This is a genomic window from Acidovorax sp. GW821-FHT11A03, from assembly GCF_058809075.1.
In genome coordinates, this window is the sequence record NZ_JBXASG010000005.1 from 364,663 (window position 1) to 383,167 (window position 18,505).

Consider the following 18,505-nt stretch of genomic DNA (forward strand, 5'->3'; position numbering starts at 1 on the left):
GTTCACCGTTAAAATTGCCGGATGTCTTTCGATTCTGCGCCCATCAACCTGACGCATCACTTCCTGATCGCGATGCCCGGTCTGGAAGATGAGTCTTTCTCGCGCAGCGTCGTTTACCTGTGCGAGCACAGCGAACGCGGTGCACTCGGCCTCATCATCAACAAGCCTTCGGACATCACCCTCAAAGGCCTTTTTGACAAGGTGGACCTGTCCTTGCGGCGTGAAGACCTCACCAAGGAGCCCGTGTTCCAAGGCGGCCCGGTGCAGACCGAGCGCGGCTTTGTGCTGCACGAGCCTATGCTCATGGACAGGGCCGAAACCGATGAATCGGTCTATGCCTCCACCATGACCATCCCTGGCGGGCTGGAGATGACCACTTCCAAGGACGTACTCGAAGCGCTGTCCACGGGCGCAGGCCCCCGCCGCGTGCTCATCACGCTGGGCTACTCGTCGTGGGGCGAGGGCCAGCTCGAGTCCGAGCTGGCCGAAAACGCCTGGCTCACCGTGGCGGCCGACCTGTCGGTGATCTTCGACACCCCGGTGCCCGAGCGCTACGACCGCGCCTTGTCGCTGCTGGGCCTCAAGGCCTGGATGCTGTCGCCCGAGGCGGGGCACGCATGACCGGCTTGCCCGCTCAGCCCGCCGTTCCCGCGCACTTCCAGACCTTTCTTGCTTTCGACTTTGGCCTCAAGCGCACGGGCGTGGCCACGGGCAACCGCATGCTGCGCAGCGCCGCGCCGCAAGCCACGATCAAGGCCGAAGGCGACGCGCGTTTCGTTCAGGTCGCGCAGCGCATCAAGGAATGGCAGCCCGACGCGCTGGTGATCGGCGTGCCCTACCACCCCGATGGCGCGAGCCACGAGAACACCGAACGTGCGCTCAAGTTCGGGCGCCAGCTGCGCGGCCGCTTCGGCCTGCCGGTGTTCGAGGTGGACGAGCGCTACAGCACCACAGAGGCCATCGCCGGCGGTGCCAAGGATGCGGACGCCGCTTCGGCCTGCATCATCCTGGAACAGTTTTTGAGGAACCTCCCATGAGCAGCAACCCATCCCCCGGCGCGTCCGGCAGTCTCGTGCTGGATGCCGAGGCCCTGTACCGCGAGCTTTTGCGCGGCGTGCGCAGCCTGTGGACCCCCACGACGCGCCTGGCGGGCATCGCCTCGGGCGGTGCCTGGCTGGCCGAGCGCCTGCAGAAGGACTTGGGCCTGGAGGGCGCGCCCGGCGTGTTGTCTTCCGTGATGCACCGCGACGATTTCGCCCAGCGCGGCCTCTCGGCCAGTGCGCAGACCTCGCTGCCGTTCGACGTGAACGGCGCCGACGTGCTGGTGCTCGACGACGTGCTCTACACGGGCCGCACCATCCGCGCGGTGGTTAATGAGCTGTTCGACTACGGCCGCCCTGCCAGCGTGCGCCTGGCCGTGCTGGTGGACCGGGGCGGGCGCGAGCTGCCCGTGCAGGCCGACTTCGCCGCGGCCCGCGTGGCCTTGCCCGCCGCCCAGTCGCTGGCCCTGGCGCGTGGCGACAGCGGTACCTTCCACTTCCAAGTCAAAGAGGCCTGACCGTGCTGAAGAAGCGCAACCCCCAACTCAACGGCAACGGCGAACTCATCCACCTGCTGTCCATCGAGGGCCTGCCGCGCGACATCGTCACGCACATCCTCGACACGGCCGCCAACTTCGTCTCCGTCAACGACCGCGAGGTCAAGAAGGTGCCGCTCTTGCGCGGCAAGAGCGTGTTCAACCTGTTCTTCGAGAACAGCACGCGCACGCGCACTACGTTCGAGATCGCGGCCAAGCGCCTGTCGGCCGACGTGATCAACCTCGACATCGCGCGCAGCTCGGCCAGCAAAGGCGAATCCCTGCTCGACACCATCGCCAACCTCAGCGCGATGGCGGCTGACATCTTCGTGGTGCGGCACAGCGAATCGGGCGCGCCCTACCTCATTGCCCAGCACGTGGCACCGCATGTGCACGTGATCAACGCGGGCGACGGCCGGCATGCCCATCCCACGCAGGGGCTGCTGGACATGTACACCATCCGCCACTACAAGAAGGATTTTTCCAACCTCACCGTGGCCATCGTGGGCGACGTGCTGCACTCGCGTGTGGCGCGCTCCGACATCCATGGCCTGACCACGCTGGGCTGCGCCGAAGTGCGCGTGGTGGGGCCGCGCACCCTGGTGCCGTCCGACATGGCGCAGATGGGCGTGCGTGTGTGCCACACGCTCGAAGAAGGCATCAAGGACGCGGACGTGATCATCACGCTGCGCCTGCAGAACGAGCGCATGAGCGGCGCGCTGCTGCCGTCGAGCCAGGAGTATTTCAAGAGCTTCGGCCTCACGCAGGACAAGCTGCAGCTGGCCAAGCCCGATGCCATCGTGATGCACCCCGGCCCCATCAACCGGGGGGTCGAGATTGACTCCGCCGTGGTCGATGGCAAGCAGAGCGTGATCCTGCCGCAGGTGACTTTCGGCATCGCTGTGCGCATGGCCGTCATGTCCATAGTGGCGGGGAACGAGGCGTGATGCCCGGAATGAATACTCCTGTTTTCATAGCTGCTAGCGCTTATCCAATAAGCGCTAGCAGCCAATTTGGCTTCAAATCATGAAGATACTGATCCAGAACGGCCGTGTGATCGACCCCGCTTCGGGCCTCGACCAGACCTGTGACATCGCCATCGCGGCGGGCCGCATCGTCGGCGTCAACCGCGTGCCGCCCGACTTTGCGCCCAAGCGCGTGGTGGACGCCACGGGCTGCATCGTGCTGCCCGGCCTGGTGGACCTGGCCGCGCGCCTGCGAGAGCCCGGCCATGAGCACGAGGGCATGCTCGAATCCGAGATGGCGGCCGCCGTGGCCGGGGGCGTGACCAGCCTGGTGTGCCCGCCCGATACCGACCCCGTGCTCGACGAGCCGGGCTTGGTGGAGATGCTCAAGTTCCGCGCCGAGAAGCTGCACCAGTCGCGCCTGTTCCCGCTGGGTGCGCTCACGCGTGGCCTCGCCGGCGAGGTGCTGACCGAGATGGCCGAGTTGACCGAATCGGGCTGCGTGGGCTTCGGCCAGGCCGAAGTGCCCCTGGCCAGCACCCAGGTGCTGCAGCGCGCGCTGCAGTACGCCGCCACCTTTGGCTACACCGTGTGGCTGCGCCCGCAGGAAATGCACCTCGGCAAAGGCGTGGCCGCCAGCGGTGCGCTGGCCACGCGCCTGGGCCTGTCGGGCGTGCCCGTGGCAGCCGAGACCATTGCGCTGCACACCATCTTCGAGCTGCTCAAGACCACCGGTGCGCGCGTGCACCTGTGCCGCCTCAGCAGCGCGGCCGGTGTCGAGCTGGTGCGCCGGGCCAAGGCCGAGGGACTCAACGTGACCTGCGACATCAGCATCAACACGCTGCACCTGACCGAAAACGACATTGGCTTCTTCGACAGCCGCGCGCGCTTGACGCCCCCGCTGCGCCAGCAGCGCGACCGCGATGCCCTGAGCGCGGCGCTACTGGATGGCACCGTCGATGCGCTGGTGTCCGACCACACCCCTGTTGATGAAGACGCCAAGACCCTGCCGTTCGCCGAGGCCGAACCCGGTGCCACGGGTCTGGAGCTGCTGCTGAGCCTGGCGCTCAAGTGGTCGCAGGACAGCGGCGTGCCGCTCGTGCGCGCGCTGGCCACGGTCACGTCCGAACCCGCGCGCGTGCTGGGCAGTGCCCTGGGCACGCTGCAGGCCAGCGTGGGCCAGATCGTCGAAGGCGGCGTGGGCGACCTGTGCATCTTCGACCCCCAGGCCGCGTGGACCGTGCAGGACGATGCGCTGCGCAGCCAGGGCAAGCACACGCCGTTTTCCGGCTACGAGCTGCCAGGCCGGGTGCGCATGACGCTGGTGGGCGGGCAGGTGGCGTACGGGTGACCCCCCTGTGCCGCTTCGCGCCATCCCCCGAGGGGGACGCCGCCGGTGGTCCGGCAGGGCCGGTTCCACGGTGGCACCGGCATCGGCCAGGCCCGTTGCGTGGGCCATGGGCATGGCGAATCGCCACGGACGGCTGAGATGAGGCATCTGCGCGCCTGCTGGCGCCTGCTGCGCCTGCTGGGCCACATCGCCAAGGGGCTGGCCATCGTGGCGCTGCGTTTTCCGGCGCTGTCGCCCGATCAGCAGCATGCGCGGGTGCAGGTGTGGTCGCTGCAACTGCTGGCCCATGCCGGCATCAGCCTGCGCATCGTGGGGCAGCCGCCAGTGGCGGGGCCGGTGATGCTGGTCGCGAACCACATCTCGTGGCTTGACATTCCCGTGATGCACGCGGCCCGGCATTGCCGCTTCGTGTCCAAGTCCGACGTGCAGGGCTGGCCGCTGATCGGCACGCTGGCCACCGCCGCCGGCACCCTCTACATCGAGCGTAGTTCGCGCCGCGATGCGCTGCGCATGGTGCGGTCCATGCACGAGGCGCTGGAGCGCGGCGAGGTGCTCGCGGTGTTTCCCGAGGGCACCACGGGCGATGGCCGCGAGATGCTGCCGTTTCATGCCAACCTGCTGCAGGCCGCCGTCACCGCCAGCGCGCCGGTGCAGCCCGTGGGCCTGCGCTTTGCCGACAGGGCCACCGGCGCCACCAGTTTCGCGCCCAGCTACATCGGCGACGAGACCCTGGTGGGCTCGATCTGGCGCACGCTGTGCGCGCCGTCCATCGACGCCGTGGTGCACTACGGCGACCCGCAGCCGGCCGAAGGCCGCGACCGGCGCGCATGGGCGCAGCACCTGCACGACACCGTCGACCAGTTGCGGAAAACCTGAGGCGGCGGCAGCGGCGGGCGGGCCAGGCGCGCCGCTCCTCCCGCGTGCGCGGCGCGCAAGCGGGGTGGTTCTGCGGCCCAAAAACGTGCATATTCCACGTTTGCGGCGGCGACGGTGTGGCAACAGCGCCCAATTGCGGGCAATTTCCCGTATCGTCCGCGTCTTTCGGCCTGCGGCACGACGGCAGCAGGCACCACTCACACTGCCGGGAGGGCACCATGAACCTGATTGAGCGCGCCAAGAGCATTCTTCTGCAACCCAAGGAGACCTGGGTCGCCATCGAATCCGAATCCACCGATGCGGCGACCCTGTTCACCCGCTACTACATGATCCTGGCCGCGATCCCGGTGGTCTGCGGCTTCATCGGCCTGTCGCTGATCGGCTTCGGCGGCTTTGGCGTGACCGTTCGCGTGCCCCTGGTTTCCGGCCTGGTGAACATGGTGGTGTCGTACGTGCTCAGCCTGGTGGGCGTGTTCGTGCTCGCGCTCATCATTGATGCGCTCGCCCCTGCGTTCGGGGGGCAGAAGAACCAGATCCAGGCCCTCAAGGTGGCGGTCTATGCCAGCACGGCCGCCATGCTGGGCGGGGTGTTCAGCCTGCTGCCGGCGCTGGCCATGCTGGGTTTGCTGGCGGCGCTGTATTCCATCTACCTGCTCTACACCGGCCTGCCCGTGCTGATGAAGAGCGCACCGGAGAAGTCGGTGGCATACACCGTGGTCGTCATCATCGCGGCCATCGTCATGGGCGTGGTCATCGGTGCCGTCAGCTCGGTCTTCATGCCCGGTGGCGGAAGCCTGTTCGGCGGCGCCGCGGCGCCTGCCGTCACCCTGAACACGCCCAAGGGGTCGGTGTCCATCGACACCGCCGGCCTGGAAGCTGCCGGCAAGAAGATGGAAGAAGCCGCGCGCCAGCTGGAGCAGGCCCAGAAGGGCCAGGACCCCGCCGCCATCGCGGCCGCCACCGGCAAGGCCGCAGCGGCCGCGGCGGGCGCGCTGGGGGGCGGCCAGGCCATTGCCGCGCAATCGCTCAAGGCCGCGCTGCCCGAAAGCCTGGCGGGCCTGCCGCGCACCGGCTTCGACGTGCAGGACGGCGCGGCGCTGGGCCTGCCCACCAGCCAGGCCAGCGCGCAATACGGCAGCGACAGCAAGCAGGTGCGCCTGGAGATCACCGACATCGGCGGCCTGGGCCAGATGGCGGTGATGGCCATGGGCATGGCCCAGGGCGAGAAGGAAGACCAGACCAGCGCCGAGAAGACGTGGCAGGAGGGCGGCCGCACGCTGCACCAGCGCTACGAGAAGGACGGCAGCCATGCCGAGTTCAAGGCCATCCTGAAGAACGGGCTGGTGGTCAGCGTCGAGGGCGACCACATGGGCGTCAAGGACTTGCGGGGCATCCTGGGCCAGGTGGACCTCAATGGCCTGGAGGGCCTGCAGCGCAAGGGCAAGTCCTGACGCCCCGGCGTACGCGGCGCACGCCCCGGGCATGGGCACCGTGCCCCCTGCACAGGCAAGCCGGCACGCGCCGGCTTTTTTTCGTGTCCGGGCCTGCGAAGCAACCGGTGTCCGCGCGCTAGACTGGCGGGCAGGCGCGGGCCCTGCCGGTTCGTTTCCCTTGCCGGTGCGGCCGGACGCTGCGCGCCGCCAGATCTTCCTGCCCCTTCCCATGCCTGCTCCCACCCTTGCTTCCCTGTACCAGCGCGCCATGGGCCCGGCCTTCGGGCGCCTGGCGCCTGCGCTGGCGCGGTTTCACAGCCTGTCGGGCCGGCACAGGCTTCGGGGCAAGGTGGTGGTCGAGGCTCCGGCGGGCGCGATGGGCCGCCTGCTCGCGTGGGCGCTGGGGGCGCCACTGCGCCCGGTCCAGGGCGACATCGTCTTCGAGCTGGATGCCACTCCCGGCGCCGAGGTGTGGACGCGTTGCTTCCCCGCGCGGACCATGCGCTCCACCCTGCGCGAATCCGGTGGCCGGGTGGTGGAGCATCTGGGGGCCGCGCGGCTGGGCTTCGTGCTCGATGAACAGCAGGGCCGGCTGGTCATGCGCTTGCAGCACCTGCATTTCCTGGGCATCCCTTGCCCCGCGTGGCTGCGCCCGCGCGTGGTGGCCGAGGAGACCGGGCGGGGCGATACCCTGCATTTCCACGTGCAGGCCACCGTGCCGTGGGTGGGGCGGGTGGTTCACTACCGGGGCCACCTGGTCGTGCCAGCCACCGAGGGGCTTCCTCCATGATCGTGGTGTTCGACGCGCAGTGCCTGCTGTGCAACGGCTGGGTGCGGTTCCTGCTGCGGCACGACCGCGCGGGGCGCATCCGTTTCGCCTCCATGCAGGGCGCCACCGGCCGGCGGCTGCTGGCCGGCGCGGGCCTGCAGGTGGATGGGCTGCAGACCCTGCTCGTCATCGAGGGTGGCCGCAGCTGGCAGCACACGGCGGCCATCCTGCGCGTGCTGCACCGCCTGGGGTGGCCCTGGCGCCTGGCCTGGTTGGGATGGCTGGTGCCCGCGCCCGTGCGCGACGCGCTCTACCGCCGGGTGGCGCGCAATCGCTACCGGATATGGGGGCGCTCCGAGACCTGCCTGGTGCCCGCGCCCGGGATGGCCGCGCGGTTCCTGGACTGACGCGGCATCGGGCCGCGCACGCCGTCACTCGCGGGGAAAGGTCACCACATGGTCCACCTGCGCGCGGATGCCGATCCATTCGCCCAGGGCGTGGTCGTGGTGGCTGGGCACGTGGGCCAGCATGGTCTGGCCGCTGGCCAGGCGCAGCGTGTAGAGGAATTCGGCGCCCCGGAACGACTTGCGCACGATCTGCGCCTGCACCGGCGCATCGTCGTCGTGCACGATGTCGTCGGCGCGCAGCAGCACATCGCATTCGCCGCCGGGGTAGCTGCCGGGCAGGGGGCATTCGTCCAGGTCGGTCAGTTCGCCCAGGGGCGTTTGCGCCACCACGTTGTTGCCGCGCTGCACCAGCGTGGCGGGGGCGAACACGCCGTGCCCGATGAAGTCGGCCACGAAGCGCGTGGCGGGGCGGTGGTACAGGGTGTACGCGTCGTCCCACTGGTGCAGGCGGCCCTCGTGCATCACGCCGATCACATCGCCGATGGCAAAGGCCTCGAACTGGTCGTGCGTGACGAACAGCGCCGTGGCGCCCGCGGCCTTGAGGATGCCGCGCACCTCGTGCGCGAGGCGCTCGCGCAGGTCCACGTCGAGGTTGGAGAAGGGCTCGTCCAGCAGCATGAGCTGCGGGCGCGGCGCCAGGGCGCGTGCCAGCGCCACGCGCTGTTGCTGGCCTCCGGAGAGTTCGTGCGGAAAGCGGTTCTCGCTGCCTTCCAGCCCCACCAGCTGAAGCACCTCGGTCACGCGCGCGGCCTGCTCGGCCCGGGGCAGCGCGTGGATGCCGAACGCCACGTTGCGGCCCACCGACAGGTGCGGAAACAGGGCGTAGTCCTGGAACACCATGCCGATGCGCCGCAGTTCGGGCGGCACGCTCAGCGCGGCACTGCTCACGAGGCCCTTGGTCAGCCGGATTTCGCCGCCGCTCACCGGCTCCAGCCCCGCCACCGCGCGCAGCAGCGTCGTCTTGCCGCAGCCCGAGGGGCCGATCAGCACGCCGATATCGCCTGCGTGCAGGCCCAGCGTGACACCTTGCACCGCGGCCTGCGCACGGCCCGCATAGCGCACTTCGAGTTGGGAGACCTCAAGAAACATGTCTGCATTTTATGGGGTAGGGGAGTGAATGCTTAAAATTCGCATTTGCATTCCTGAGCGTTGCCCGGTTGCCGTCCGTGCGGGTGTGCGTTTTCTTCCCACCCCCTCTGCCGAGCTCCCGCCCCTTGCGCCGCACGCCCTTCGCCTTTCGCACCATTCCCCTGGTCCTGTTCGCAGGCTTTCTGGCATTGCCCGTGCTGGCGGTGCTGGCCTCGTGGTTTCCGTTCTCCCCCTCGGGCCCGGGCGACGCCCAGGCCGGGGCCATCCTGCGCGAGATGGCCGCCACCGTGCTGCCCGGCTATGTGTGGACCACATTGCAGCTGAGCGTGATGGTAGCGCTGGGCGCCGCCATCGTGGGCACCAGCGCCGCGGCGGCCGTGACGCTGTTCGACTTTCCCGGCCGCCGCACCCTGGAGTGGCTGCTGCTGCTGCCGCTGGCCATGCCCGCCTATGTGACGGCCTACGCGTACACCGACTTCCTGCAGTTCAGCGGCCCCCTGCAGGTGGGCCTGCGCAGCACCTTTGGCCTCGAAGGCCGCCTCCTGCCCGAAGTGCGCAGCCTGGGCGGCGCGGTGTGGGTGTTCATCTTCTCGCTGTACCCGTATGTCTACCTGCTGGCGCGCACGGCGCTGGGCGAGCGTGCCGCGCACCTCATGGAGGCCGCGCGCCTGCTGGGCGCGCCGCTGCCGCGCCGCATCCGCGCGGTGGCCCTGCCGCTGGCGCGCCCCGCCGTCGCCGCCGGCGTGGCGCTGGTGCTGATGGAAACCCTGGCCGACTTCGGCGTGGCGAGCTATTTCGGCATCCAGACCTTCACTACCGGCATCTACAAGGCCTGGCTGTCCATGGACAACCGCCTGGCGGCCGCGCAACTGGCCACCATGCTGCTGGTGGTGGTGATGGTGCTGCTGCACATGGAGCACCGTGCGCAAAAGCGCATGCGTTTTGCCACCGGCGGCGGGCGAGCGGGCTCGGCCGAGGCGCAGCCCCTGGCGCTGCGCGGAGCGCGCCGCTGGGCGGCATGGGCGGTCTGCACGGTGCCGGTGGTCATGGGTTTCGTGGCGCCAGTGGCCTTCATGCTGCGGCCGCTGGCGGCCGACTGGTCGGTGCTGCCGTGGGAGCGCTTCATGGAATGGGCCTGGCACAGCGTGCGCCTGGGCGGCATCACGGCCGCGCTGGCGGTGGCCATCGCGCTGGCGCTGGCCTTTGCGGTGCGCCGCCAGCCCGACCCCGTCACGCGCGGCGTGGTGCAGCTGGCCAGCGTCGGCTATGCGGTGCCGGGCGCCGTCATCGTGGTGGGCCTGCTGCTGCCCGTGGGCTGGCTGCAGGCGGCCATGCCGCAGTGGGGCGTGGGCGCGCTCGTCACCGCCACGGCGTTTGGCATCGTCTGGGCCTACCTCGTGCGGTTCTGCGCGGTGGCCCTGCAGTCCATGCAGAGCGGCTACGCGCGCATTCCGCTCAGCCTGGACGACTCGGCCCGCATGCTGGGTGTCGGCAGCCGCGGGCTGCTGGCGCGCGTGCACTGGCCGCTGCTCAAGCGTTCCACCGCCGCCGCCGCGCTGCTGGTGTTCGTGGACGTGATGAAGGAGCTGCCCGCCACGATGGTGCTGCGCCCCTTCAACAGCGACACCCTCGCCGTGGTGGCCTACCAGCTGGCGCGCGACGAGCGGCTGGGCGAGGCGGCCTTGCCGTCGCTGGCGCTGGTGGCGGTGGGGCTGGTTCCCGTGATTTTGCTCAGCCGCACCCTGCGCAGCCGGGCCTGAGGCCGTCAGCACTTTCCGGGCGCCTGCGCAATGAACAAAGCCGCCCGAGGGCGGCTTTGTTCATGGGGCATGTGAGCAGTGCCCGGGCGCTCGTTCATTCGCTCCAGTCGGCGTGCTTCTCGCACAGCTTGTTGGTTTCCTTGCCCTTGCGGGTTTCGGAGAAGGTCACCAGGTTGCCCTTGAAGTCCTCGGGCGTTTCGTTCCACATGCAGGTGCACCACGCCTGGGCCTTGGTCTGGCCCTTGATGGGGCTGGCTTCGTTACCACCCTGGTAGACCTTGGCGGAATGGCTCAGGCACTGGCGAAACTGCGCGTCGCCCGCGGGTGGGCGGTTGTAGTCATCTGCGGCGTGCACCGCGCTGCTGGCCGAAAGAACAAGGGCCAGGGCGGCGAAGAGGGGGGAGATTTTCATGGCGCAGATTCCCCGTGCGGGGGGATGAAGAAGAGAGGGCAGGGATGGACACTGCCGCCCGCGAAACAAGGCGGCATCGTCAGTGTAACCATTAGATACATTTTTGGAGTCCGCCCTGCGGCTTTATCTTTGCGGGCCCTGCCGCGTGGCGGCTTGCAGACGGTGGGCGTGCCGCCCCTGGCATGTTCTCGCACCCGGTTGCCGGGCGCGCCACCACCAGCATGGGCATTGTTTGCTATTAATAGAATAGCTGTCAGCGCTTTACCCATGAGCGCTTGCGAGCCATTTTGCTCAAAACCCGGCGGGTGGTGCGCCGTGCCCGCGCACCACCGTCCGCAGGGCCGGTGATGCGGGAAGGCCCCCCGGTTCAGGCCTGTGTGTAGGCGGTCTTCACCGTTGTGTAGAACTCGGCGGCGTAGCGGCCCTGCTCGCGCGGGCCGTAGCTGCTGCTCTTGCGGCCGCCGAAGGGCACGTGGTAGTCCACGCCCGCCGTGGGCAGGTTCACCATCACCATGCCGGCTTGCGCGTGGCGCTTGAAGTGCGTGGCGTGCTTGAGGCTGGTGGTGGCGATGCCGCTGGCCAGACCGAAGGGCGTGTCGTTGGCCAGGGCCAGCGCTTCGTCGTAGTTCTTCGCGCGCAACACGCTCACCACGGGGCCGAAGATCTCTTCGCGGTTGATGCGCATGCCAGGCGTGGTCTCGGTGAACAGGGCCGGGCGGAGGTAGAAGCCGGGTGCGCCGTCGGCGTTCTTCTCCAGGGCCTCGCCGCCGTAGGCGAGCTTGGCCCCCTCCTGCCGGCCGATGCCGATGTATTCCAGGTCCTGCGCCAGCTGGCGGTCGTCCACCACGGGGCCGATGTCGGTGCCGGCCTTGCGCGCGTCGTCCACCTTCAGGGTCTTCATCTTCTCGACCATGGCGGCCACGAAGCGGTCGTGGATGCCCTCGGTCACGATCACGCGGCTGCTGGCGGTGCAGCGCTGGCCGGTGGAGAAGAAGCCGCTGTTGACGGCGGCGCCCACGGCCACGGCCAGGTCGGCGTCGTCCAGCACCACGAAGGGGTTCTTGCCGCCCATCTCCAGCTGCACCTTGGCGCCGCGCGGCACGCAGGCCGCCGCCACGCGCTGGCCCGTGCCCACCGATCCGGTGAAGCTCACGCCCGCGATGCGCTCATCTTCCAGCAGCACCTGGCCCACGTCCGAGCCGCGGCCCATCACCAGATTGAACACGCCGGCCGGCAGGCCCGCGCGGTGCAGGATGTCGGCCAGCGCCCAGGCGGAGCCGGGCACCACTTCGGCGGGCTTGAACACCACGCAGTTGCCATAGGCCAGTGCCGGGGCGATCTTCCAGGCCGGGATGGCGATGGGGAAGTTCCACGGCGTGATGATGCCGATCACGCCCAGGGGCTCGCGCGTGATCTCGATGCCCACGCCGGGGCGCACGGACGGCATCACTTCGCCACCGGGGCGCAGCGCCTCGCCGGCGAAGAACTTGAAGATGGCGGCCGCGCGGCCCACTTCACCAATCGCCTCGGGCAGCGTCTTGCCCTCTTCGCGTGCCAGCAGGTCGCCGAGCTCGGCCTTGCGGGCGATGATCTCGTTGCCCACCGCGTCCAGGATGTCAAAACGCTGCTGGGGCGTGGACACGCTCCAGGCCGGGAAGGCCGCGTGGGCTGCCGACACGGCCTCCAGCGCCTGCTCGCGGCTGGCCACGGCGTAGTCGCCGATCACGTCGCGGGTGTCCGAGGGGTTGGTGTTGCTATAGGTACGGACGCCGTCTGTCCAGGCGCCGCCGATCAGGTTTGCATGCATGGCTGTGGTGGGTTGGTGAGTGAAGTGAAAAGGGTGTGCGGAAGGCAGTGCCTGCCCTCGGCGGAATGCCGCGCCGCGCCCAGGGCCCGTGGCGGGGCGCCGACGGGCTGTGGCTGCGCAGCGTACCGCAAGGCCGGGTGGCGGTGGCGCGGCGCGGGCAGCTCGCCCGCAGGTGCCGGCCGCCATCTGCCATCGTGCGGCCAACGGGTTTGAAAGTCTTGTTGTATGTCATCGTACAACATTTTAGACCTCTCAGACCTGCGGGTTAGTACTGATGAGACAACCGGGCACTTCGCATCTGGCAGAGGAGAGGGCCGATGCCCACGGCGCGGGCGCGTCAACTCGCCTCGGCCTGCGCGCGCCGCCTGCGCTCGCGGCTGTTGGCCAGATGGGTGCGCATGGCGGCCCGCGCGGCGTCGGGGTCCTGGCCCACGATGGCGTCGTAGATGCTTTCGTGTTCGCCATTGACGCGGCGCAGGTACTGGCGCCGTTCATCGTCCCCCGAATCCGGTGAGGCCAGCCGCGCGCGCGGGATGATCATGCTGCCCAGCGTGCCCATCAGTTCGGCGAAATGGCTGTTCTGCGTGGCGCGCGCAATTTCCAGGTGGAACTGGAAATCCGCCGCCACCGCGTCGCGGCCGGCATCCACGGCGGCGGCCACCGCATCAAGCGCCTCGCGCATGGCCTTCAGGTTGGCCTCGGTGCGGCGCTGGGCGGCCAATGCGGCCGCCTCGGTTTCCACGCCGATGCGCAGCTCCAGCACCGCGATCACGTCGCGCAGCGTGCTGAACTGGTCGGGGGTGATCTTGAAGCCCGGTGCCTGCCCCAGCCCCAGCACAAAGGTGCCGATGCCGTGCCGTGTTTCCACCAGGCCGGAGGCCTGCAGCTTGGAAATCGCCTCGCGCACGACGGTGCGGCTGACGCTGAACTCGGCCATGATGGCCGCTTCGGTGGGGAGCTTGTCGCCCAGTGCCAGGCTGCCATCGCGGATGCGGTCCCCCAGGGAATCGACCAGTTCCAGGGCCAGGGTGCGGGGCTTGCGGCGAAGCGCGGTATCGGTGTTCATCTCTTGGTGTTATCCCTATGTGGCGCCGTGGGGAGAAGCAGTACATTGCATTTTTGTTGTACGACAACTGATGACGTTCAACAGAATCTGTTGCCACTGTACCAAGAACCCCCGCCTTTGTAACCGCCATGCCTTGCCATCCCACCCCCATCCGTTTCCAACGCTTGTTACTGACCGGGGCGGCCGGGGGGCTGGGGCGCGAGCTGCGCACGCGCCTGAAAGCCTACTGCGGTACCTTGCGCCTGTCCGACGTGGCCGACCTGGGCCAGGAAGGCGCGGGGGAAGAGGTGCGCCCCGCGCGGCTGGAGGATGCCGGTGCCATGCTCGCGCTGCTGGAGGGCGTCGACGCCGTGGTGCATCTGGGCGGCGTGTCCACCGAACAGCCCTGGGAGCCGATCCTGCAGGCCAACATCATCGGTGCCTACAACCTGTATGAGGCGGCGCGCAAGCAGGGCGTCAAGCGGGTGGTGTTCGCCAGTTCCAACCACGTCACCGGCTTCTACCGGCAAGACGAGGTGGTGGGCCTCAAGGACCCGGCCCGGCCCGACGGCCTGTACGGCCTGTCCAAGGCGTTTGGCGAAGACCTCTCCCGTTTTTACTTCGACCGCCATGGCATCGAGACGGTGTGCCTGCGCATCGGCTCCTCGTTCCCGGAACCCCGCAACCGCCGGATGCTCGCCACCTGGATGAGCTATGACGACCTGGAGCGCCTGGTGGTCGCCAGCCTGACCGCTCCGGTGGTGGGCCACAGCACCATCTACGGCATGGGCGACAACACCACCACCTGGTGGGACAACACGCTGGCGCGCCACATCGGCTACCGGCCGCAGGACAGCTCCGAGCCCTTCCGCGCCAAGGTCGAGGCGGCCGACCCGCACCCCGACCTGACCGACCCCGCCGTGATCTACCAGGGCGGCCCGTTCGTGCGCACGGGTCCCTTCGAATGAGCGCCCCGATGACGTCCCCCGTGGACCTGCTGCTGCCCCACCACCGCGACCAGGTGGGCGAAAGCCCCGTCTGGAGCCCCGCCGAGCAGGCGCTCTACTGGGTGGACATCGAAGGCCGCCAGCTGCACCGCTGGACCTATGCGGACCAGCGCGTGCAAAGCTGGGAGACGGTGGAGCGCCCCGCCTGCATCGCGCTGCATGCGGCCGGCGGGCTGATCGCAGGCATGGACACGGGCGTCTTTCACCTGCAGCCCCAAGTGGGGGGCACCCTGGCCGCCACCCTGCTGGCCGGCGTGGACCACCCCCGGCCCGGCATGCGCTTCAACGACGGCCGCTGCGACCGCCAGGGCCGCTTCTGGGCGGGCACCATGGTGCGCGACATGTCGCTGGCGCAGGCCGCGGGCAGCCTGTACCGCATGGACGGACAGCGCGGCCTGTCGGCACCGCAGGTGCAGGGACTGGTCACGCAGAACGGCCTGGGCTTCAGCCCCGACGGCAAGACCCTGTACCTGAGCGACAGCCACCCGAGCGTGCAGCAGATCTGGCAGTTGCCGCTGCACGACGATGGGTCCCTGGGCGAGCGCTCGCTGTTCGTGGACATGCGCGATCTGCCCGGCCGGCCCGACGGCGGCGCGGTGGATGCCGACGGCTGCTACTGGATCTGCGGCAACGACGCTGGCGTGGTGCACCGCTTCACGCCCGACGGCCGGCTGGACCGGTCCATCGCCGTGCCCACCAGCAAGCCCTCGATGTGCAGCTTCGGCGGCCCGGGGCTGGACGTGCTGTTCATCACCTCCATCCGCCCCGGGCAGCCCCAGGGCGACGGCGTGGCGCTGGGCGGCGCCATTTTTGCCACCCGCCCCGGCGTGGCGGGGTTGCCGGAAACACCCTATCGGAGCGCCTGAAGACAACAGGCTTCGGAACTCTCCCCCATTCACAACACTTCAACCCAGGAGACAACCATGAAAATTCCCCAATTGATGGGCCGCGTGGCGTTTGCCGCCAGCATCGTGCTCGGCGGCCTCACCGCGCAGGCCACGGAATTCCGCTCGTCGGACATCCACCCCGAGGACTACCCCACCGTGCTGGCCGTGCGCCACATGGGCGAGACACTGTCCAAGGCCACGGGCGGCAAGCACAGCATCAAGGTGTACGCCAAGGGCTCCCTGGGCATCGAGAAGGACACCATCGAGCAGACCAAGCTGGGCGCCATCGCCATGACGCGCGTGAACGTCGCGCCCATGAATAACATCTGCCCCGCCACCATGGTGCCCACCATGCCCTTCCTGTTCCGCGACAAGGAACACATGCGCAAGGTCCTCGACGGAGCCATCGGTGACGAGATCCTGAAGGACTGCGAATCGCAGGGCTTCGTGGGCCTGGCCTTCTACGACAGCGGCGCGCGCTCGATCTACACCGTGAAGAAGCCCGTCAAGACCCTGGCCGACGTCAAGGGCCTGAAGGTGCGCGTGCAGCAGAGCGACCTGTGGGTGTCCCTGCTCGAGGCCATGGGCGCCAACGCCACCCCCATGCCCTTCGGCGAGGTCTACACCGCGCTCAAGACCGGCCTGGTGGACGCCGCCGAAAACAACTACCCCAGCTACGAAAGCTCGCGCCACTTCGAAGTGGCCAAGTACTTCAACAAGACCGAGCACTCGATGGCGCCCGAGATCCTGCTGTTCAGCAAGCGCGTGTGGGACACGCTGAGCGCCGACGACCAGAAGGCCATCCGCGCCGCCGCCAAGGAATCGGTGGGCTTCATGCGCAAGATCTGGGACGAGCGTGAAGAAAAGTCCCTGGCCACCGTCAAGGCCGGCGGCGCACAGATCGTGGAGATCGACAAGGCGGCCTTCAAGACCGCGATGAAGCCGGTGTATGACAAGTTCCTGAAGGACCCCAAGCTCCAGGACATGGTCAAGCGCATCGACGCGGTGCAGTAATCCTGGCGTTCCATGCCGCAGGGCCGTGCGTCCTGCGGCGGGTCCCTCCTTCCGTCTTCCGAATGTTCTCTATGTACACGCGTCTTTGCGCCTTCATCGCGCGCTCTTGTCTGCAACTGGGGGTGGCGGGGCTGGTGCTGCTGGTCTGCGCCGTGCTTTACCAGGTCATCGGCCGCTACATCTTCAACAACACGCCGACCTGGGCCGAAAGCGGCGCGGTGCTGCTGGTGTTGTACGTCACCATGCTGGGCATGGCGGTGGGTGTGCGTGACGCGGGCCATATCGGCCTCGAATCGTTCCTGGTACTGGCGCCCGACTGGCTGCGCCACAAGCTGGAAATCGTGATCCACGTGCTGGTGCTGGTCTTCGGCGTGGTCATGGCCTGGAACTGCGGCGTGCTGGCCGAGTCCGTGGCGCCCTACAAGATTCCCACGCTCGGCATCTCCGAAGCGTTCAAGTACGTTCCCCCCGCGCTCGCTGGCGTGCTGGTGGCGATGTTCTCCCTGGAGCACATCATCGCCCTGGTCCGCGGGACAGAGGTCGAGCCCGCCTGGCATTGAGATGAAGCACACCCCCCTGAGCGCTTTCAGCGCTTCCCCCCGCTCTCGCATGGCTGCGCCACGCGGGCAGGGGGACGCAGCCCTCGCGGCGGGGCGGCCCTGGCTCGGCTGCCCTGGCCTGGGTCACGCCCGCCGCATGCGGAGCGCCCCGGGGACGATCGAAGCAATCCCAGCGTACCGCCCAGCACCCTAACGTTCCTGTAAAGATTCCACCATCATGGCGTTGACCATTCTGTGCGTGACCTTCACGCTCCTGCTGCTGCTGGGCGTGCCCGTGGCGTTTTCCATCGGCCTGTCGTCGCTGGCCACCATCCTGTATGAAGGCCTGCCGCTGGCCGTGGGCTTCCAGCAGATGATTTCGGGCATGAATCCGTTTTCGTTCCTGGCGATCCCGTTCTTCATCTTCGCGGGCGAGATCATGATGTACGGCGGCATCGCCGACCGCATCGTGGACTTTGCCAAGAGCGTGGCCGGCCATGTGCGCGGCGGTCTGGGCATGAGCAATGTGCTCGCCTGCACGCTGTTCGGCGGTGTGTCGGGTTCGCCCGTGGCCGACGTGTCCGCCATGGGCGCCGTGCTCATCCCGCAGATGAAGAAAGAGGGCTACCACGCCGACTATGCGGTGAACGTGACCACGCACGCCTCGCTGGTGGGCGCGCTCATGCCCACGTCGCACAACCTGATCATCTTCACCTTGGCCGCGGGCGGCAAGGTGAGCATCGCGGCGCTGATCCTCGCGGGCATCGTGCCGGCGCTGCTGCTCACGGTGTGCAATCTGCTGGCGGCCTACCTGGTGGCCGTCAAGCGCGGCTACCCTGCGGGCACTTTCCCCGGCTGGGAGATCGTGTGGATCTCCTTCAGAGCGTCAGTCCCCGGGCTGGCGGTGGTGGTCATCATCATCGCGGGCATTCTGTCGGGGGCGTTCACGGCCACCGAATCTGCCTCGGTGGCCGTGGTGTGGGCCCTGGTGCTGTCGGTCTTCGTCTACAAGAAGCTCACGCGCGAACAGTTCCTCAAGGCCGCCTCCAAGGCCGTCAAGACCACGGGCACCGTGCTGCTGCTGATCGGCATCTCGTCCATGTTCGGCTACCTGATCGGCCTGTACGGCGTGGCCGAGCTGACGGGCGATGCGCTCAAGTCCATGAGCACCTCGCCCTGGGTGATCTTCCTGTGCGTGAACATCATCCTGTTCGTGCTCGGCACCTTCCTGGACATGGCGGCCACCATCCTCATCTGCACGCCCATCTTCCTGCCCATCTGCCAGCAATTCGGCATGACCACCGAGCAGTTCGGCATCGTCATGCTCATCAACTGCGCGCTGGGCCTGAACACGCCGCCGGTGGGCACCACGCAGTTCATCGGCTGCACCATCGGCGGCATCTCCGTGGGCGAGGTGATGAAGACCATCTGGCCGTTCTACAGCGCACTCATCGTGGCGCTGATGCTGGTGACCTACGTGCCTCAGTTTTCGATGTGGTTGCCGGACCTGGTGCTGAAGGCCGGTGGATGAGCACGGCCGTGCAAAACACGAAGCGGACATGAAGTGA

Annotated in this window: 19 protein-coding genes; 15 read left to right on the forward strand and 4 right to left on the reverse strand. The window is 68.4% G+C overall.

Annotated features, from left to right (window positions below):
- The first annotated feature begins 21 nt into the window (after positions 1-21).
- The 9 genes from AC1RVY_RS14870 (at position 22) to AC1RVY_RS14910 (ending at position 7,377) form a co-directional block, all read left to right on the forward strand.
- Positions 22-621 (forward strand): YqgE/AlgH family protein, encoded by a 600-nt coding sequence (locus AC1RVY_RS14870; protein WP_492806965.1) that lies wholly within the window; start codon positions 22-24, stop codon positions 619-621.
- The gene (gene ruvX, locus AC1RVY_RS14875) at positions 618-1,037 is read left to right on the forward strand and encodes a Holliday junction resolvase RuvX (protein ID WP_492806966.1); all 420 of its coding nucleotides are present in this window, start codon (positions 618-620) and stop codon (positions 1,035-1,037) included. The genes AC1RVY_RS14870 and ruvX overlap by 4 nt, the downstream gene beginning before the upstream one ends.
- Positions 1,034-1,558, forward strand: a complete 525-nt coding sequence (pyrR, locus tag AC1RVY_RS14880; RefSeq protein ID WP_218296021.1) for a bifunctional pyr operon transcriptional regulator/uracil phosphoribosyltransferase PyrR — start codon at positions 1,034-1,036, stop codon at positions 1,556-1,558. The genes ruvX and pyrR overlap by 4 nt, the downstream gene beginning before the upstream one ends.
- Positions 1,559-1,560: 2 nt before the next feature.
- Complete coding sequence (locus AC1RVY_RS14885) at positions 1,561-2,523, forward strand: aspartate carbamoyltransferase catalytic subunit (RefSeq protein ID WP_218339666.1); 963 nt, start codon at positions 1,561-1,563, stop codon at positions 2,521-2,523.
- A gap of 79 nt (positions 2,524-2,602) precedes the next feature.
- Entirely contained in the window at positions 2,603-3,892 is a 1,290-nt protein-coding gene (locus AC1RVY_RS14890; RefSeq protein ID WP_218296019.1) for a dihydroorotase, read from the forward strand.
- Between the two features lie 138 nt (positions 3,893-4,030).
- Positions 4,031-4,768: a lysophospholipid acyltransferase family protein gene (locus tag AC1RVY_RS14895; protein WP_218339665.1), complete on the forward strand. Its 738-nt coding sequence runs from the start codon at positions 4,031-4,033 to the stop codon at positions 4,766-4,768.
- Positions 4,769-4,986: 218 nt separating this feature from the next.
- Complete coding sequence (locus AC1RVY_RS14900; protein WP_492244543.1) at positions 4,987-6,219, forward strand: Yip1 family protein; 1,233 nt, start codon at positions 4,987-4,989, stop codon at positions 6,217-6,219.
- A gap of 211 nt (positions 6,220-6,430) precedes the next feature.
- Entirely contained in the window at positions 6,431-6,991 is a 561-nt protein-coding gene (locus AC1RVY_RS14905; RefSeq protein WP_218296016.1) for a DUF4166 domain-containing protein, read from the forward strand.
- Complete coding sequence (locus tag AC1RVY_RS14910; protein ID WP_492806967.1) at positions 6,988-7,377, forward strand: thiol-disulfide oxidoreductase DCC family protein; 390 nt, start codon at positions 6,988-6,990, stop codon at positions 7,375-7,377. Before AC1RVY_RS14905 ends, AC1RVY_RS14910 begins: the two co-directional genes overlap by 4 nt.
- Positions 7,378-7,401: 24 nt before the next feature.
- On the opposite strand, the gene AC1RVY_RS14915 is transcribed toward AC1RVY_RS14910, so the two are convergent.
- Entirely contained in the window at positions 7,402-8,466 is a 1,065-nt protein-coding gene (locus AC1RVY_RS14915; protein WP_218296014.1) for an ABC transporter ATP-binding protein, read from the reverse strand.
- A gap of 125 nt (positions 8,467-8,591) precedes the next feature.
- Here AC1RVY_RS14915 and AC1RVY_RS14920 point away from each other — a divergent pair, with 125 nt between their 5' ends.
- Positions 8,592-10,226 (forward strand): ABC transporter permease, encoded by a 1,635-nt coding sequence (locus tag AC1RVY_RS14920; protein ID WP_492806968.1) that lies wholly within the window; start codon positions 8,592-8,594, stop codon positions 10,224-10,226.
- A 94-nt stretch (positions 10,227-10,320) separates the two neighbouring features.
- On the opposite strand, the gene AC1RVY_RS14925 is transcribed toward AC1RVY_RS14920, so the two are convergent.
- The 3 genes from AC1RVY_RS14925 to AC1RVY_RS14935 all read right to left on the reverse strand — a co-directional run bounded on the left by AC1RVY_RS14925 (position 10,321) and on the right by AC1RVY_RS14935 (position 13,511).
- Positions 10,321-10,638, reverse strand: a complete 318-nt coding sequence (locus tag AC1RVY_RS14925) for a hypothetical protein (protein ID WP_218296012.1) — start codon at positions 10,636-10,638, stop codon at positions 10,321-10,323.
- A gap of 367 nt (positions 10,639-11,005) precedes the next feature.
- Positions 11,006-12,445 (reverse strand): aldehyde dehydrogenase family protein, encoded by a 1,440-nt coding sequence (locus tag AC1RVY_RS14930; RefSeq protein WP_218296011.1) that lies wholly within the window; start codon positions 12,443-12,445, stop codon positions 11,006-11,008.
- A 337-nt stretch (positions 12,446-12,782) separates the two neighbouring features.
- Positions 12,783-13,511, reverse strand: coding sequence for a FadR/GntR family transcriptional regulator (locus tag AC1RVY_RS14935; protein ID WP_218296010.1), 729 nt, complete (start codon positions 13,509-13,511; stop codon positions 12,783-12,785).
- A gap of 128 nt (positions 13,512-13,639) precedes the next feature.
- Between AC1RVY_RS14935 and AC1RVY_RS14940 the strand changes: the two genes are divergently transcribed.
- The 5 genes from AC1RVY_RS14940 to AC1RVY_RS14960 all read left to right on the forward strand — a co-directional run bounded on the left by AC1RVY_RS14940 (position 13,640) and on the right by AC1RVY_RS14960 (position 18,468).
- Positions 13,640-14,458, forward strand: a complete 819-nt coding sequence (locus AC1RVY_RS14940) for an NAD-dependent epimerase/dehydratase family protein (protein WP_492253821.1) — start codon at positions 13,640-13,642, stop codon at positions 14,456-14,458.
- A gap of 8 nt (positions 14,459-14,466) precedes the next feature.
- Positions 14,467-15,363 carry an SMP-30/gluconolactonase/LRE family protein gene (locus tag AC1RVY_RS14945; protein WP_492806969.1) on the forward strand — a complete coding sequence of 299 codons (897 nt, stop codon included), beginning with the start codon at positions 14,467-14,469 and terminating at the stop codon, positions 15,361-15,363.
- A gap of 57 nt (positions 15,364-15,420) precedes the next feature.
- A complete protein-coding gene (locus AC1RVY_RS14950) occupies positions 15,421-16,398 on the forward strand; it encodes a TRAP transporter substrate-binding protein (protein WP_218296007.1) in 978 nt (325 codons plus the stop codon).
- 71 nt (positions 16,399-16,469) lie between these two features.
- Positions 16,470-16,958, forward strand: a complete 489-nt coding sequence (locus tag AC1RVY_RS14955) for a TRAP transporter small permease (RefSeq protein WP_218296006.1) — start codon at positions 16,470-16,472, stop codon at positions 16,956-16,958.
- Between the two features lie 217 nt (positions 16,959-17,175).
- A complete protein-coding gene (locus AC1RVY_RS14960; RefSeq protein ID WP_218296005.1) occupies positions 17,176-18,468 on the forward strand; it encodes a TRAP transporter large permease in 1,293 nt (430 codons plus the stop codon).
- Positions 18,469-18,505: the final 37 nt, after the last annotated feature.